Below are 13,373 nucleotides of genomic sequence, written 5' to 3'. Positions count from 1 at the left end.
GGCGCTTCAGCTCCGTTCGTTGTAGCGGATGTGCTGGTCACCTCGGCCGACGGCGAAGACCGTGCCGTTCCCCGTGGCTTGGACGAGTTGCTCCACGGTCCGCGGCTCGGCTTCCGCAGGCCGCTCGCGGGAGCCGGATTCCGGGCCGGGACCGCCGTGCGGCCCGACCGGGCTGCCCGGGTACCAGAGCCAGGCCCGTGCGGCGTACTCCTTGACCCGGACCTCGGCCGCCGTGAAGGCGCCGGCTTCGAGCCCCTCGTAGCCGTGCCCGACCGTCTCCTCGTAGTAGTGCTGCGAAAGCATCGCGGCCACCGGGGTGCCGTCCGGACCGGCCAGGGCCGCCTGCCGCAGCGGGGGCGAGTCGAGCAGCCGGGCGAGCGTCTCGAACGGGGTGCCGGAGACGGTGCCGTCCGGATCGAGCCGGACCTCCCCCGCGTGCGCGGCGGCCCGTACCCTCAGCCGGGTGTCCGGGCCGGCGTGCCGGTTGTGCTCGCGGATCCGCGAGCCCAGCTCCGGCAGCAGCGGGACCAGCAGTCCGGCCTTGGGCAACCCGGCCGGGGCGACGAGCCGGCAGCCGTCGCCGGTGTCCACGTACGCGAAGTCCCGCCGGTCCAGCTCCGCGACGCCGAGGGCGCCGAACAGCGCGGACCGCAGCACACCGCGGATCTCCTGCAGCCGCTGCTGACCGCGGCCCGCGGAACCCGCGATGTCGCACGCCAGCAGAGCTCGGTACTCGTACCTCGGATTCACATTCCCTCCGCGATCACGACGGGGGCCGGCAGTTCGAAGATCGATCTGCCGTCGGCACCGAATTCCCGGTGCCGACACGATGGTTAACGAGATCGTAGGGGAGGGGTCCTCGGGTGGACCGGCTACTAATACGGCTTGTCCGGCTTCGGCCGGACGAGGAAGAGGAGTGACCGATGAGCAACACACGGATGCGCGGGGCCGGGGCCTACTGGCCGCCGACCGGGCTGCTCGGCCGGGTCGGCGAGGCCGATCGCCGAGTCCTGCTGGGGCTCGGCCACGGCGTGGTCTACCCGGCCGGTCAGATCACCATCCACGAGGCCGACACCTCGGACTTCGCGCTGCTCCTGATCGGCGGCACGGTGAAGGTCACCGCGCACGCACAGGACGGTCGGGATGCGCTGCTGGCCGTTCGGATGGCCGGGGACCTCGTCGGGGAGCTCGCCGGGATCGACGGTCAGCCGCGCATCGGCACCGTGACCGCCTGCGGCCGGGTGCTGGCCCGCTACATCCTGCCCTCCGAACTGCTGGCGTGCACGAAGCAGCACCCCGCCATCGGGCTCGCACTCAACGCGAGCGTGGTGGCCAAGCTGCGCACGGCGACCGGCCGGATCGTCGACTTCACCGGTTGCGACGTGCTCGGGCGGCTGGCCAGGATCCTGCACCACCTTGCCGTCACCTACGGGCGCCCCGGCCGCACCGAAGCCCATCTCCCGCTGTCGCAGCCGGAGATGGCCACGCTGGTCGGCGCCGCGGAGTCGTCGATCCACAAGGCCCTGCGGGCCTTGCGGGAGTCGGGCGCGGTCGTCACGGGCTACCGCAGGATCACGATCCTCGACCTGGATCACCTCGCCCGGATCGCCGCCGCGGCCGAACCGGCCGGTTCACGGGCGATCTCACCAAACAGGTAAAAGCGCCGGGTTCCGAGGACGGGTCGGCGCCAGCATGACCGAGTGCCGGGATCCGAGCGTTGGAGAGGACCGGAGAAACAGATGCCAGAGAACAACGGTGCTCCGGGCGGTTCCGCGCGAATCCGGGCGGGCGACGTGTCCGGAACGATGATCGTCGGCAACCGGAACACCGTGACCAACCTGAACATCACCACCGGGAACGGCTCGGCCATCACCGTGAACGCGGGGCCTCCGCCGAACCCGGTCAAGCGTCAGCCGATCTCCCACCTGCCGCGTTCCGCCGCCGATCCGCTGATCGGCCGGGAGCGGGAGCTCCAGATACTGCAACAGGTCATCGGGGCACGGCAGTTGGTGCAGATCTGGGGCACTTCCGGGGTCGGCAAGAGTGCGCTGCTGCGCCACCTCGCCCGCACCTTGCCGCGCGGGCCCGAGGGCGCCGCCTACATCGAAGCCGGCGGACGGACGGCCGACGACCTCGCGCAGGCGATCTTCGACATCAGCTTCGACGCGCCGAACTACAAGCCGTCGCTGGAGGTGCTGAAGGAGCACCTGAAGACCCTGCGGCTGCGGATCTACCTGGACGACGCGGGACTCGACGAGAAGGACCTGCACCGGCTCTTCGACCTGGCCGAGCACTCCACGTTCGTCTTCACCTCGCAGCGCCGGTCGTCGGTCGCCGGCGTACACGCGATCCGACTCGACGGACTGACGGCCCCGGCAGGGGTGGTCCTGGTGCAGACGGTCCTGGCCCGCGCGCTGCAGCCCGACGAAGCGCGGACCGTGACGGCGCTGTGCGACGCCCTGCACGGCAATCCGCTCCGACTGCGGCGCATCGCCCTGTCAGCCGCGACCGGCAAGGGCCTGCCGGGCATCGCCGATCTCCCCGCGCTGCTTCCCGCGCTGCTCAACAGGCTCCGGCCGGAGGAGCGCGACCTGCTGTACCTGCTCGGCTCGCTGTCTGGCGCCGAGTTGGCTGCACGGCAGCTCAACACCCTGCTCGGCCGCACGGACGCCGATGCGCTCGCCGACGGCCTGGTGCGGCACGGCCTGCTGGTCGCCTCGGAAACCGGCTACGGGTGTCCGCCGGACGTCGCCGAGTGCGTGCTCAAGAGCCGGATGACGCAGTTCCCCGCCGCGCAGCTCTGCCGGGCGCTCACCGCGTGGGTCGAGTCGCGGGAGACCACCCCGGACGAGGTCGCGGCCCACTTCCAGGCCCTGGACGTCGCGGTGCTGGGAGCGGAGCGGAGCGGACAGGCGCAGCTCGGCGTGGAGTTGGCCCGTGCCGCCTCGCCGAAACTGGCGCTCTCCCGGCAGTTCGACGCGTGGGGCAGCCTCCTCGGAGCCGGCTGGGCCGCCGCGAAGAGCGCGGGCGACCGCGCGGGCGAGGAGTTCTTCCTGGGGGAGGCGCGCACCCGCCGCAAGGCGATCGGCCGGGCGGCGCTGACGACGGCCCTGGTGCTGGAGGCGGGAGTGCTCTGGCAGGAACTCGCCGCTCTGCAAGCGCACTCGGTGGCCCACCAGGCCGCCACGACGGCGCTCACCGCGGTGCCGCCGATCGCGCCTCTCGCGCCGGTCGTGCCGGTCACCCCGATGACGCCGATCGCCCCAGTTGCACCGGTCACGCCGGTCACGCCGGTCACGCCGGTCACGCCGGTCACGCCGACACCGACCGTGGCCACCCCGCCGACGGTCACTCATCCGGTGGTCAGCCCCCCAACGATCACCCAACCGGTCCCCGCCTCCGGTGCTCCGGCTCCCGTGCACCCGCCGGCTGCACCGAAGGTGATCGACTTGTCCCAGTCCGCCCAACAGCCCCCACCCACCGGCCACGTGGCCGGCGCGCACGCTCCCTCGCACGCAGTGCCGCAGAAGATCGACCTCTCGGGTGCGCACAGCTCCGCCACCCACTCGACGCACGCCGCGAGCAGCACCACGACCACAACCAGTACAGGTCACACGGCGCTCGCCACCACCGGTGCCGCGGGCGCCAAGGGCGGAGCAGCCCTCGTCGTCGCCTGTGTGGTCGGCGCCTCAGCCGTACTCGGCGTGGGCGCCATGGTCTACGCCCAGAACCAGTCGGACCGGACCACAACGGCCAACGCCACCAACCTGCCGGTCCCGACTCGGCCGATCCGCTCCCCCAACCCACCGGCCCCGGCCCCGCCGGTCTACACCCCCAAGCCGCCGGCCCCGCCGGTCTACACCCCCAAGCCGCCGGCCCCGGCCCCGTTGGTAACGCCGGCCCCCGTCGATCCTGTGTGCGCAACGGTGGTACGGGAATTGGGGCAGGAGTCCCAGCAGTACAACGCCGACCTGCCCACCGTGAACAGCGCCATCGACTCGTACAACAACGCCGTAGCGGCGTACAACTCGCGACGGACCTCCACCGTTCCCGACGACAGCACGATGAAATCCCGCATCGACATCATCCTCAAAGACCTGCGCGCCAGCGAGTCCACGTTGCGGGGAGCCCTGTCGCAAGCGCGGGACGGATCCGTGGTATCCGACCTCAAGGGCATTCTGACCGCTCGCCAGCAGGAGGAGAGCCAGTTCCGCTCGCTTCGGAACAAGACCAGTACCAGTTACAACACGGCCAGCCAGGCTTCGGCGTACAACTCGGCCTGGCACAGCCTGGTAATCCACTGCACCGCCTGGTAATCCGCCACAAGACCGACCAGGAAAGGCCGACCATGCCTACGGAATCCACCCCCGGCGACATCCACGCCGGAGATGTCTCCGGCACCTTCATCGTGGGCGACAGCAACCACGTGACGAACACGACCACGCATCACCCCGAGCAGCCGCAGCCCCAACCGCGCCAGCAGAACTCGGCCGAGGACCAGGCAGCCGTCTTCGCCGTGGAACACGGCACCATGCACGTCACGTACAACCACAACGCCGAAGCCGCGCCCGAGACGGAGGCCCGAGAAACGCGTCAGCCCTGATCGGCCAGCAACTCCAGGTCCTGGGCGTTCAGCGTCGCCGTCTTCAGCAGTTCCCTGATCAGGTTGACGCTGAGCGTCGAGCCGACCGGCTCGCCGACCTCGTCGCGCGTCAGTCCGCGCACACCCCGCCGGCGCAGCCGTTCGCGCACGTCCTCGACCGTGTTGGCGACCGACTTGTGGGTCCAGAACTTGGTCACGTGGGGCGAGGCGTTGACCAGCCGGGCGGTCTCCTCCCAGGCCGACGGGAGCGGGAAGGCGTCCTGGCCCTCCAGGTAGCGCCGGGCGAGCGCGGTGAGCACCAGCCGCTCCTGCAGGGAGAGCAGGTAGACCGTCTCGGGAGCCGCGGTCTCGGCGCTGCTCGTGGAACGGGGGTGCAGGTCATCCCCGTCCACGACGCGGACCTCCACCAGGTGGGACCGCCGCTTGGACGAGTTGATCACCAGCGGGGTGTACCCGGGCCCCATGATCCGCTTGTGGCTGGTGAGCATCAGCACGCCGTCGGGCAACTCGATCGGCAGATTGCCGGTGTTGACCAGCCACCAGTCGCCGTCCGTGCCGGCGCAGGTGAAGACGCCGTGCCGACGGCTGACGGTCGGGTCGTCGACACCGACCGGTACGTGCACGTCCTCGCGGTCGCGCCCGAACAGCAAGGTGTACCGGCGCGGCGGCACGGCGTACCCACCCTCCGGGCCGAGCACGAAGATCGTCCCGGGTGGCGCCGAGGGCACCCTGTCGGAAGGACTGCCCGGCGGCAGCATCTGGGGTGGGAAGTCTCCGTACGCCATCTCACATACCTCCGCCTCGGCTCGCGCCAGTGTACGAGCGCACCGGGAGGACCAGTCCTCCTGCGGGCATGCGGTGTGCCGAGCTTGCCGAACCGCCAACTCTGTTTGCCCTGAGTGGGCTTGCTCGATAGCCTGCCCGCGTGAGCACGATCAGCCGGCGAGCTGCTGCGATCGACAGCATGGTCGCCGAACCACTCGGTCCGGGCGATCCGCAGGAGATCGGCAGCTTCAGCATCATCGGCCTGCTCGGCACCGGCGGCATGGGCGAGGTCTACCTCGGGGTCTCGGACAGGGGCTACGCCGCTGTCAAGCTCGTCCGGCCACGGCTGGTCTCCAGCGAGCGCTTCGAACGAGAGGTCGGCATCCTCTACCGTGTGCCGTTCGGAGTCGGGCCGCGGGTGCTGGCGAGCGACGCCACTCCGGAACGCCCATGGTTCGCCGCCGAGTACGTCCCCGGGCTCACGGTGGACGAGGCGGTCCGGCTGCACGGCCCGCTGCCCGCCGAGGCGCTGTGGCTACTGCTGGCCGAGACAGCCGCTCAACTGCGGGCCGTACACGCGTCCGAGATCGCGCACCGCGACATCAAGCCCGCCAACGTCATGCTGGTGCGCGACGGCGTGAAGCTGATCGACTTCGGCATCGCGCGCGCCGCGGACCAGGCGAGGCTCACCAGGAGCGGTGGCAGCTACGGAACGCAGGGCTTCTCGGCACCGGAACAGCAGGCCGGGGACGAGGACGTGGCAGCGCCCGCGGACGTCTACTCGCTCGCGGCGCTCCTGCTCTACGCCGCCTCGGGTCGCACGCCCAGCGCCGTCCCCGACGTGGAGCCGCTGCGCGCCATGGACGCCGACCTCGCCGCCCTCCTCGAGCCCTGTCTCGCCACCGACCCCGGAGCACGCCCCACCGCCGACGAGATCGTCCTGGCGACCCACGCGCACCGGCTCGTCCCTCCCCCGTCCTGGCCGCCTGAGGTCATGTCACGCATCGACTCGCGACGTGCCTTCGCCGAAACGCCGGTCGGCAAGCTGGAGACCGTCCCGCCACCGGATCCGAGCACGGACCCGAAGCCTGACGTCGGGACCACACCTCTCGCATCACCTCGCCGCCCGCGCAAGCACCTGTTCCTGGTGCCGATCGCCGCGGCGACCGCCCTCGGCGCGGTCGCGGTGTTCGTCCTCAGCCCGTCCACCTCCCCGCAGAACCACAACTCGCAAGGGTCCAGCGGCGCGCCGGTCACCGTCGAGCCCGTGGCCGGGACGACGCACGGGCCCTCCGCGAGCCCGAGCGCCTCGATCTCCGCCACCGCCGAACCCTCTCCCCCGCCTTCAACCGCCCCGGCCGGCACTACACGGACACCCTCCCCGAGCCTGCGGCCCTCGACCTCCGCTACCGCCAAACCCGCTACCCTGCCCCCGACCACCCCACCGACCACCCCACCGAGCACTGCCCCCGCCGCACCCTCAGCGGCCGCCCCCAGCCCCACCTCGTCATCGATCAGCGGCATCAACGGCAGCGACGACCCGACACAGGTCAAGGGCTCCGAGGCGGACACCAGTTGGCTCGGAAACGACGCCGCCTGCTCCGCCTGGCTGGACGACAACGGCTCCGGCTCGCTCGCGGGCGTGCTCAACACCTCCCTGAACCAAACCTGCGTCGCCGAGCTCGCCCGCAGCGACGGCATCACCTACACCTTCCGCGCCTCCTGGGGCGCCGCGAAGACGAGCTTCGTCCCAGACATCGGCTACACGATGTGGATCTGCGTCTGGAACGCGAACAACCGATCCGGCGAGCAGTGCTCCGCTCGCTTCGGCATGAACGGCACCACCCCGGTCCGCCGATGAAACGAGGCTGCCGCAAGGAGCACTTCCGGGCCACCACGCCCAGCCGCCCGCACACCAGCCCTCGTCGGCCATTCGGGCGAAATCCAGGCGCCGGATCCGTCCAGCGAGACGGCATCGAGGATGTCCGAGACTGTCGCGAGGCTGCCGGAACGACTGCGGCCCAGGTCGGGATCACGCTCCCTCATGGCGGCCAAGCAGCACTCGACTCCGCGACTCGAATGGCCGCCACCCGACTGGGTCAACTAGCGAGCATTCCAAAGGATTTGACCCTAGGTTGCGGTGCCAGGGGGCCATCGAGCGAAAGGCTGTTACTGGCATGGCCGGGAAATTCGAGCTGTACAAGGACGAGAGCGGGATGCACCGGTTCCGGCTCAAGGCGAGCAACGGGACGATCGTGGTGACCGGCGACCCGCAGGAGAGCAGGGACGACTGCCTCAAGAGCATCGAGTCGCTCCGCAAGCTCGCGCCGTACGCGGAGCTCAAGGAGGCGGCCGGCTCGCACTGAGGCGGCGCGACGCGAACGCGGGTCGGTGGTGCAAATCGCCGACCCGCGTTCGCTTGTACGACAGATCCCTTTGGCCGGGTGCACGCCGGGCGCGGACAGAACACTGGCATGCGCGTCGTCATCGTCACCGAATCCTTTCCGCCCGAGGTCAACGGAGTCGCCCACAGCGTGCTGCGGACGGCCGAGCATCTGGTCCGCCGGGGCCACCAGCCCCTCGTCGTCACCCCCGCGCCGGCGCGGGGCGCCGAGTGCCCGCCGCACACCTTCGGCGCCGAGGCGGTGGAGCTGCCGGTGGTGCGAATCCCGTCGGTGCCGCTGCCGGGCTACCCGCAGGTGCGGATCGCGTTGCCGAGCCGGCAGCTGGCCGCCGCCGTCGCCGGGCACCGGCCCGACCTCGTACACCTGGCCAGCCCGTTCGTGCTCGGAGCGCGCGGGATGCAGGTCGCGGCACGACTCGGCGTGCCCGCCGTGGCCGTCTACCAGACCGACCTCGCCGGGTACGCCCACGCCTACCGGGCCGGGCGGGGCCTCGGGGAGGCGGCCGCCTGGCGGCGGATCCGGGCCGTGCACCGGGCGGCCGCCAGAACGCTGGCGCCGTCCACCCCGGCCGCGCAGGACCTCACCGCGCACGGGGTGCCCCGGGTGCAGCTGTGGCCGCGCGGGGTGGACTCGGTGCGGTTCCACCCCCGCCACCGCGACGAGGCGCTGCACCGGGCGCTCGCCCCGGGCGGGGAGGTGCTGGTCGGATACGTCGGGCGGCTGGCGCCCGAGAAGCGGGTCGACCTGCTGGCCGCCGCGTCGGCGCTGCCCGGGGTGCGGGTGGTGGTGATCGGGGACGGCCCGTCCGGGCCCGGGCTGAGGGCCTCGATGCCCGGCGCGGTCTTCCTCGGCCGCCGGACGGGCGAGGAACTGGCCCGCTGCTTCGCGACCCTGGACGTGTTCGTGCACACCGGCCCGCTGGAGACCTTCTGTCAGACCATCCAGGAAGCGATGGCGAGCGGCGTGCCGGTGATCGGCCCGGCCGCCGGCGGGCCGCTGGACCTGGTCGCACACCACCGGACCGGCCTGCTGGTGCCGCCCCGGGACGGCGCCGCGGTGGCCCGGGCGGTGGCGGACCTGGCCGCCGCCCCCGCGCGGCGGGCCGCGTACGGGCGCGCCGGGCGGGCGGAGGTGACGGAGCGCACCTGGGAGGCGGTCGGCGACCTGCTGCTGCGGCACTACGCGGAGGTGCTGGCCGAGCACCACGGGGTGCCGGTGCCCACCGTTCCCCCGGCCGCTTCCCCGGCGACGGGCGAACCGGTCGCCGCCGAGCCGGTCGTCGCAGAACCGGTCGCCGCCGAGCCGGTCGCCGTCGAGCCCGCCGCCATCGGGGAGGAGCTGCCGGCATGACCGACACGGCCGACCGCGAGCCGCTGACCGTCGTGCGGCTCGCGAACTTCGTCACCCCGGTCTCCGGCGGCCTGCGCACCGCGCTGCGGCACCTCGGCGCCGGCTACCTGGCCGCCGGGCACCGGCCGGTGCTGATCGTGCCCGGGGAGCGGCGCCGCGAGGAGGAGGGCGAGCAGGGCCTGGTGATCACCCTGCCCGGGCCGGTGCTGCCCGCCAGCGGCGGCTACCGGATGCTCACCGACCGGCGGGCGGTGGCCGCCGAACTCACCCGGCTGAAGCCCGACCGGCTGGAGGTGTCCGACCGCACCACGCTGCGCTGGACCGGCGGCTGGGCCCGGCGGCACGGCGTCCGCTCGGTGATGGTGTCGCACGAGAGCGCCGCCGGGGTACTGCGCACCTGGGGCCTGCCCCGTCCGGTCGCCGACGCGGCCGCCGACCGCCTCAACGCGGCCACCGCGCGCGCGTACGACTCGGTGCTCTGCACCACCGACTGGGCGGCGACGGAGTTCCGGCGGATCGGCGCGCCCAACCTGGCCCGGGCCCCGCTCGGCGTGGACCTGGACGCGATGCGCCCGTTGCCCCCGGCGGCGCGGGAGCGGGAGCGCGCGCGGTACGCCGCACCGGGGGAACCGCTGCTGGTGCTCTGCTCCCGGCTCTCGGCCGAGAAGCGGCCCGAGCGGGCGATCGAGGCACTGGCCGCGCTGCGGGCCCGGCGGCTGCCGGCCGTCCTGGTGGTGGCCGGCACCGGGCCGCTGCGGGACCGGCTGGCGGCCCGGGCGGAGCGGCTGCGGCTGCCGGTACGCTTCCTCGGGCACCTGGGCCGACGGGAGTCGCTGGCCCGGCTGCTGGGCTGCGCGGACGTGGTGCTCGCGCCAGGGCCGGTGGAGACCTTCGGGCTCGCCGCGATGGAGGCGCTGGCCTGCGGGACGCCGGTGGCCGTCAGCCGCTCCTCCGCCCTACCCGGGCTGATCGGACTGGCCGGGGTGGCCGCCGCCGACACCGGGGACGGATTCGCGGCGGCGGTACGGGAGTTGCTGGCGCGCCCGGAGCAGGCCCGGCGGGCCGGTGCCCGGGCGCAGGCCGAGCGGTTCGGCTGGCCGGCCGCGGTGGCGGCGTTCCTGGCGGCTCACGGCGTACGGAACTCCGGTGCGGTGGAGGAGAGTTGGGATGAGCGTGCTCAGCACCGGGCGTGACCGGTCGGCGGACGGCCGGTCGGCCACCGACGGACCGGTGCGGTTCGTCGCACTCGGGGACTCGTTGACGGAAGGGGTCGGGGACCCGGTCGGCGAGGGGTGGCGCGGCTGGGCCGCCGTCCTGGCCCGGTCGCTGGCACCTGCGGGCGGCGCCGTCGAGTTCACCAACCTGGCCTGCAGCGGCGCCCTGACAGTTGACTTGACGGAACGTCAACTCCCGGCCGCGGTGGAACTCGGACCACAGTTCGCGGCCGTGGTGGTCGGCGGCAACGACACCCTGCGGGCGGGCTTCGACATCCGGCGCACCACCCTGGAGTTGGACGCCACCATGGGCGAACTCTCCGGCCACGGCGCCGTCCTGCTGACCGCCTGCCTGCCCGATCCGGGCACCCTGCTCCGCCTGCCCGCCCCACTGGCCCGCCCGCTGGCGCGGCGGATGCAGGCCGTCAACACCGTGGTGCACGCCCTCACCGCCCGCCACCGGGCGGTGCACCTGCACATCGCCGACCTCCCCTGGTGCGCACAACGGCGCCTGCTCAGCGTCGACCGGCTGCACCCCAGCGCCGAGGGCCACCACCTGATCGCCCGCGGCTTCCACGAGCTGCTCGCCGCCGCCGGGCACCCGCTCGGCCCGCCGCCCACCATCGCACCGGCCGAGCCGCCGCCCGGCCGAGCCGCCGACCTGTGGTGGATGGCCACCCAGGGCACCCGCTGGGTGGCCGCCCGCAGCACCGACCTACTGCCCGGGCTGCTCGCGCTGGCGGCGGCGGAGGGCCTCGCCCGGCTGCGCGGGTCGACCGGGCGGCACGACGAGCAAATGGCGCGCGCCGCGGCGCAGGCGCTCGCGTCGCTGGGGTGAGGGGGCTTCGGCCCGCGGCTTGATCGGATGCGGTGTGCGGTGGGAACCATGAGGGCGGCCGGGGATGTCGTCGGGAGGGCACGGCCTTCGGGTCGGGCCTGACGGAGGGAGCAGCAATGGGGGCGTCACGCGGGGACGGGCGGGAGTTGCTGGCGGCGGCGGGGGTGCTGTTCCCGGACGAGCGGGGGCGGGTTCTGGTGGTGCGGCTGCCGTACGACCGGAAGCATCCGGTGGCGATCCCGGGCGGCGGGTGGGAGCCGCAGGACCGCTCGCCGCGGGAGACCGCGGTGCGCGAGGTGGAGGAGGAGCTGGGGTTCACGCCCCGGCTGGGCCCGCTGGCCTGCATCGACTGGACGCTCGATGACTTCCGGCCACCGATCGCCGCCTACCTGTACTGGGCGCAGCCACTCACCGCCGAGCAGGCGGCGGCGTTCCGGCCGGACGCGGCGGAGGTCGGCGGCTGGGCCTGGCTGACCCCGGAGCAGGCGGGCCACGCGCTGCCGCCCCGGCTGTCCCGGCGGGTCACGGCCTGTCTGCGGGCGCCGCGGTCGGCCGGCCCGCTGGAGCTGGAGGACAGCCGACCGGTGGGCCACACACTCGACCATCTGCCGGCGGTGGAACCGCCGCCCGCGTACACCGGGCCGGCCGGGGTGCCCGCGCTGGGCGGCGGGCCCGGTGGACAGGGCCCCGGACACTCCCCGGGCCCGGCTTCGGAGCCGCCGATGGACCGGGACACCTACATCGCCACCCGCCCGCGGATCCGGGCCAAGGCGCGGGCGCTGTTCACCGACGGCGCCGGGCGGGTGCTGCTGGTCCGGCTGCGGCCGTGGGACGGGCCGCGCGGCCGGGTGCCGTACTGGACCCTGCCGGGCGGCGGGATCGAGGCGGACCGGGAGCTGCCCCGGGCGGCCGTCCGGCGCGAGATCCGCGAGGAACTGGGCTGGGAGGTCGAGCCGGGGCGGCTGCTGGCGCTGGACTGGCAGCCCGGGGCGGCGGCCGATCCGGAGGCCGACCCGGCGACCGGGCGGGACACCGCCGTGCTGGTGTCCGTGTTCGACGGGGGCACGGTGACGGAGCGGATGCTCGGCTCGATCGCGCTCCAGCAGGAGGAGCTGGTGGAGTGTCGGCTCTGCGACCCGGCCGAGGCCCGGACGCTGCTGACCGGCCCGTCCTGGGCCCGGACGGCCGCCGCGCTGGCTGCCCGGGAGCGGGCGGGCGGGCCGGTCGAGCTGGTACGCGGGCTCGCCGTCGGGTAGGGCGTGTCGGTGCGGGGGGGGTGGCGCGGGGGGTGGCGCGGGGTTTGGCGCGGGGGCTGGTGCGGGGGTGGGTCCGGCGGGGCGGACAGGCTCCGGTCGGGTGGGCCACACTGGGGGCATGCAGAACGGGATCACGGAGGTGCTGACCGGCCGCCGGGTGGCGTCGGTCAGCGGCGGCGGCCGACTGGACCTCACCTTCGACGGGCCGGTGAGCGTCCGGGTGGAGCACGAGTTCCGCCTCGCGGCGCCGTCCTTCGCCGCCCCGGCGGAGGTGGCGCACTTCTTTCCGGCGCTGACCTTCCGGCCGACCGGCGCCCTGCTCGCGCTGGTCGGCCGGACCGTCGACCTGGCCGAGATCACGCCGGCCGGCGGCCTGGAGCTGGGTTTCGCGGAGGGCGGCGCGCTGTCCGTCCCGCCGCACGCGCAGCTCGCGCCGTGGAGCGTGGTGACCGCCGAGGGGGCGGTCTGCGCGGGGCTGCCGGGCGGCGAGGTCAGTTGGACGGTGCCCGGCGGGGCCTGAGCCGCCGGGCACCGTCCCGTCGTTCGGTCAGACCTCCAGGTCGGCCTCGATCCTGGTGAGCTGGTGGCGGGCCATCGCGAGGTTGGCCCGCGTCTTGTCCAGCGCCAGGTAGAGGAAGAGCCCCTTGCCGGTGCGGCCGGTGAGCGGCCGTATCAGGTGGTACTGGCTGCTCAGGGTGATGAGGATGTCCTCGATCCCGTCCTGGAGGCCGAGCATGTCCATGGTGCGCATCTTGGCGCGGACCACGTCGGTGTTCCCTGCGGCGGCCACGTTGAGGTCCAGCCCGCCGGGGCCGTCGAGGGTGGCGAGCGCCATGCCGCTGTTGTAGTCCACGAGGGCCGCGCCGATGGCGCCCTCGATGACGGTCATGGCCTGCTTGAGCGCGCCGGCTGCGTCGGTCATCTGGGTAACTCCCGTTCGGT

General features: G+C 73.5%; 13 protein-coding genes. 10 read left to right on the top strand and 3 right to left on the bottom strand.

The features are described from left to right. Nucleotides 1–6 precede the first annotated feature (6 nt). Nucleotides 7–750 (bottom strand): hypothetical protein, encoded by a 744-nt coding sequence (locus ACIOJE_RS25140; protein WP_280685619.1) that lies wholly within the window; start codon nucleotides 748–750, stop codon nucleotides 7–9. Nucleotides 751–923: 173 nt separating this feature from the next. Here ACIOJE_RS25140 and ACIOJE_RS25135 point away from each other — a divergent pair, with 173 nt between their 5' ends. The 3 genes from ACIOJE_RS25135 to ACIOJE_RS25125 all read left to right on the top strand — a co-directional run bounded on the left by ACIOJE_RS25135 (nucleotide 924) and on the right by ACIOJE_RS25125 (nucleotide 4,603). Further along, nucleotides 924–1,658, top strand: a complete 735-nt coding sequence (locus ACIOJE_RS25135; RefSeq protein WP_280685620.1) for a Crp/Fnr family transcriptional regulator — start codon at nucleotides 924–926, stop codon at nucleotides 1,656–1,658. An 81-nt stretch (nucleotides 1,659–1,739) separates the two neighbouring features. Next, nucleotides 1,740–4,316 (top strand): hypothetical protein, encoded by a 2,577-nt coding sequence (locus ACIOJE_RS25130; protein WP_400778993.1) that lies wholly within the window; start codon nucleotides 1,740–1,742, stop codon nucleotides 4,314–4,316. Nucleotides 4,317–4,348: 32 nt separating this feature from the next. Further along, entirely contained in the window at nucleotides 4,349–4,603 is a 255-nt protein-coding gene (locus ACIOJE_RS25125; RefSeq protein ID WP_280685622.1) for a hypothetical protein, read from the top strand. Here the strand turns inward: ACIOJE_RS25125 and ACIOJE_RS25120 are convergent. Beyond that, nucleotides 4,594–5,388 (bottom strand): FHA domain-containing protein, encoded by a 795-nt coding sequence (locus tag ACIOJE_RS25120; protein ID WP_280685623.1) that lies wholly within the window; start codon nucleotides 5,386–5,388, stop codon nucleotides 4,594–4,596. The genes ACIOJE_RS25125 and ACIOJE_RS25120 overlap by 10 nt on opposite strands. A gap of 140 nt (nucleotides 5,389–5,528) precedes the next feature. On the opposite strand from ACIOJE_RS25120, the gene ACIOJE_RS25115 reads away from it, so the two are divergent. The 7 genes from ACIOJE_RS25115 (at nucleotide 5,529) to ACIOJE_RS25085 (ending at nucleotide 12,951) form a co-directional block, all read left to right on the top strand. Next, nucleotides 5,529–7,229 carry a serine/threonine-protein kinase gene (locus tag ACIOJE_RS25115; protein WP_400778990.1) on the top strand — a complete coding sequence of 567 codons (1,701 nt, stop codon included), beginning with the start codon at nucleotides 5,529–5,531 and terminating at the stop codon, nucleotides 7,227–7,229. A 316-nt stretch (nucleotides 7,230–7,545) separates the two neighbouring features. Then, complete coding sequence (locus ACIOJE_RS25110) at nucleotides 7,546–7,734, top strand: DUF1508 domain-containing protein (RefSeq protein ID WP_280685625.1); 189 nt, start codon at nucleotides 7,546–7,548, stop codon at nucleotides 7,732–7,734. Nucleotides 7,735–7,842: 108 nt separating this feature from the next. Next, nucleotides 7,843–9,123 (top strand): glycosyltransferase family 1 protein, encoded by a 1,281-nt coding sequence (locus ACIOJE_RS25105; RefSeq protein WP_280685626.1) that lies wholly within the window; start codon nucleotides 7,843–7,845, stop codon nucleotides 9,121–9,123. Further along, nucleotides 9,120–10,316: a glycosyltransferase gene (locus tag ACIOJE_RS25100; protein ID WP_400778987.1), complete on the top strand. Its 1,197-nt coding sequence runs from the start codon at nucleotides 9,120–9,122 to the stop codon at nucleotides 10,314–10,316. Before ACIOJE_RS25105 ends, ACIOJE_RS25100 begins: the two co-directional genes overlap by 4 nt. Continuing rightward, nucleotides 10,291–11,175 (top strand): SGNH/GDSL hydrolase family protein, encoded by an 885-nt coding sequence (locus tag ACIOJE_RS25095; RefSeq protein ID WP_400778985.1) that lies wholly within the window; start codon nucleotides 10,291–10,293, stop codon nucleotides 11,173–11,175. Before ACIOJE_RS25100 ends, ACIOJE_RS25095 begins: the two co-directional genes overlap by 26 nt. A gap of 116 nt (nucleotides 11,176–11,291) precedes the next feature. Next, the gene (locus ACIOJE_RS25090) at nucleotides 11,292–12,431 is read left to right on the top strand and encodes an NUDIX domain-containing protein (RefSeq protein ID WP_400778983.1); all 1,140 of its coding nucleotides are present in this window, start codon (nucleotides 11,292–11,294) and stop codon (nucleotides 12,429–12,431) included. Nucleotides 12,432–12,549: 118 nt separating this feature from the next. After that, on the top strand, nucleotides 12,550–12,951 hold the full coding sequence (locus ACIOJE_RS25085; protein WP_400778981.1) for a DUF6188 family protein: 402 nt from the start codon (nucleotides 12,550–12,552) through the stop codon (nucleotides 12,949–12,951). Between the two features lie 27 nt (nucleotides 12,952–12,978). On the opposite strand, the gene ACIOJE_RS25080 is transcribed toward ACIOJE_RS25085, so the two are convergent. Next, nucleotides 12,979–13,353 carry a hypothetical protein gene (locus tag ACIOJE_RS25080; RefSeq protein ID WP_280685631.1) on the bottom strand — a complete coding sequence of 125 codons (375 nt, stop codon included), beginning with the start codon at nucleotides 13,351–13,353 and terminating at the stop codon, nucleotides 12,979–12,981. Nucleotides 13,354–13,373 lie beyond the last annotated feature (20 nt).

The sequence above is a fragment of the Kitasatospora sp. NPDC087861 genome (genome assembly GCF_044742585.1).
In the GTDB taxonomy this organism is placed as follows: Bacteria; Actinomycetota; Actinomycetes; order Streptomycetales; family Streptomycetaceae; genus Kitasatospora.
The sequence above is the reverse complement of the archived record's forward strand: the minus strand, read 5'-3'. Positions and strand labels throughout refer to the sequence as shown.

What these genes read in the sequence shown, in the direction of transcription:
- ACIOJE_RS25125 (WP_280685622.1), top strand. Translation starts at nt 4,349, where the DNA reads ATGCCTACGGAATCCACCCCCGGCGACATCCACGCCGGAGATGTCTCC.
- ACIOJE_RS25100 (WP_400778987.1), top strand. Translation starts at nt 9,120, where the DNA reads ATGACCGACACGGCCGACCGCGAGCCGCTGACCGTCGTGCGGCTCGCG.
- ACIOJE_RS25090 (WP_400778983.1), top strand. Translation starts at nt 11,292, where the DNA reads ATGGGGGCGTCACGCGGGGACGGGCGGGAGTTGCTGGCGGCGGCGGGG.
- ACIOJE_RS25135 (WP_280685620.1), top strand. Translation starts at nt 924, where the DNA reads ATGAGCAACACACGGATGCGCGGGGCCGGGGCCTACTGGCCGCCGACC.
- ACIOJE_RS25110 (WP_280685625.1), top strand. Translation starts at nt 7,546, where the DNA reads ATGGCCGGGAAATTCGAGCTGTACAAGGACGAGAGCGGGATGCACCGG.
- ACIOJE_RS25080 (WP_280685631.1), bottom strand. Translation starts at nt 13,353, where the DNA reads ATGACCGACGCAGCCGGCGCGCTCAAGCAGGCCATGACCGTCATCGAG.
- ACIOJE_RS25095 (WP_400778985.1), top strand. Translation starts at nt 10,291, where the DNA reads ATGAGCGTGCTCAGCACCGGGCGTGACCGGTCGGCGGACGGCCGGTCG.
- ACIOJE_RS25130 (WP_400778993.1), top strand. Translation starts at nt 1,740, where the DNA reads ATGCCAGAGAACAACGGTGCTCCGGGCGGTTCCGCGCGAATCCGGGCG.
- ACIOJE_RS25085 (WP_400778981.1), top strand. Translation starts at nt 12,550, where the DNA reads ATGCAGAACGGGATCACGGAGGTGCTGACCGGCCGCCGGGTGGCGTCG.
- ACIOJE_RS25105 (WP_280685626.1), top strand. Translation starts at nt 7,843, where the DNA reads ATGCGCGTCGTCATCGTCACCGAATCCTTTCCGCCCGAGGTCAACGGA.
- ACIOJE_RS25120 (WP_280685623.1), bottom strand. Translation starts at nt 5,388, where the DNA reads ATGGCGTACGGAGACTTCCCACCCCAGATGCTGCCGCCGGGCAGTCCT.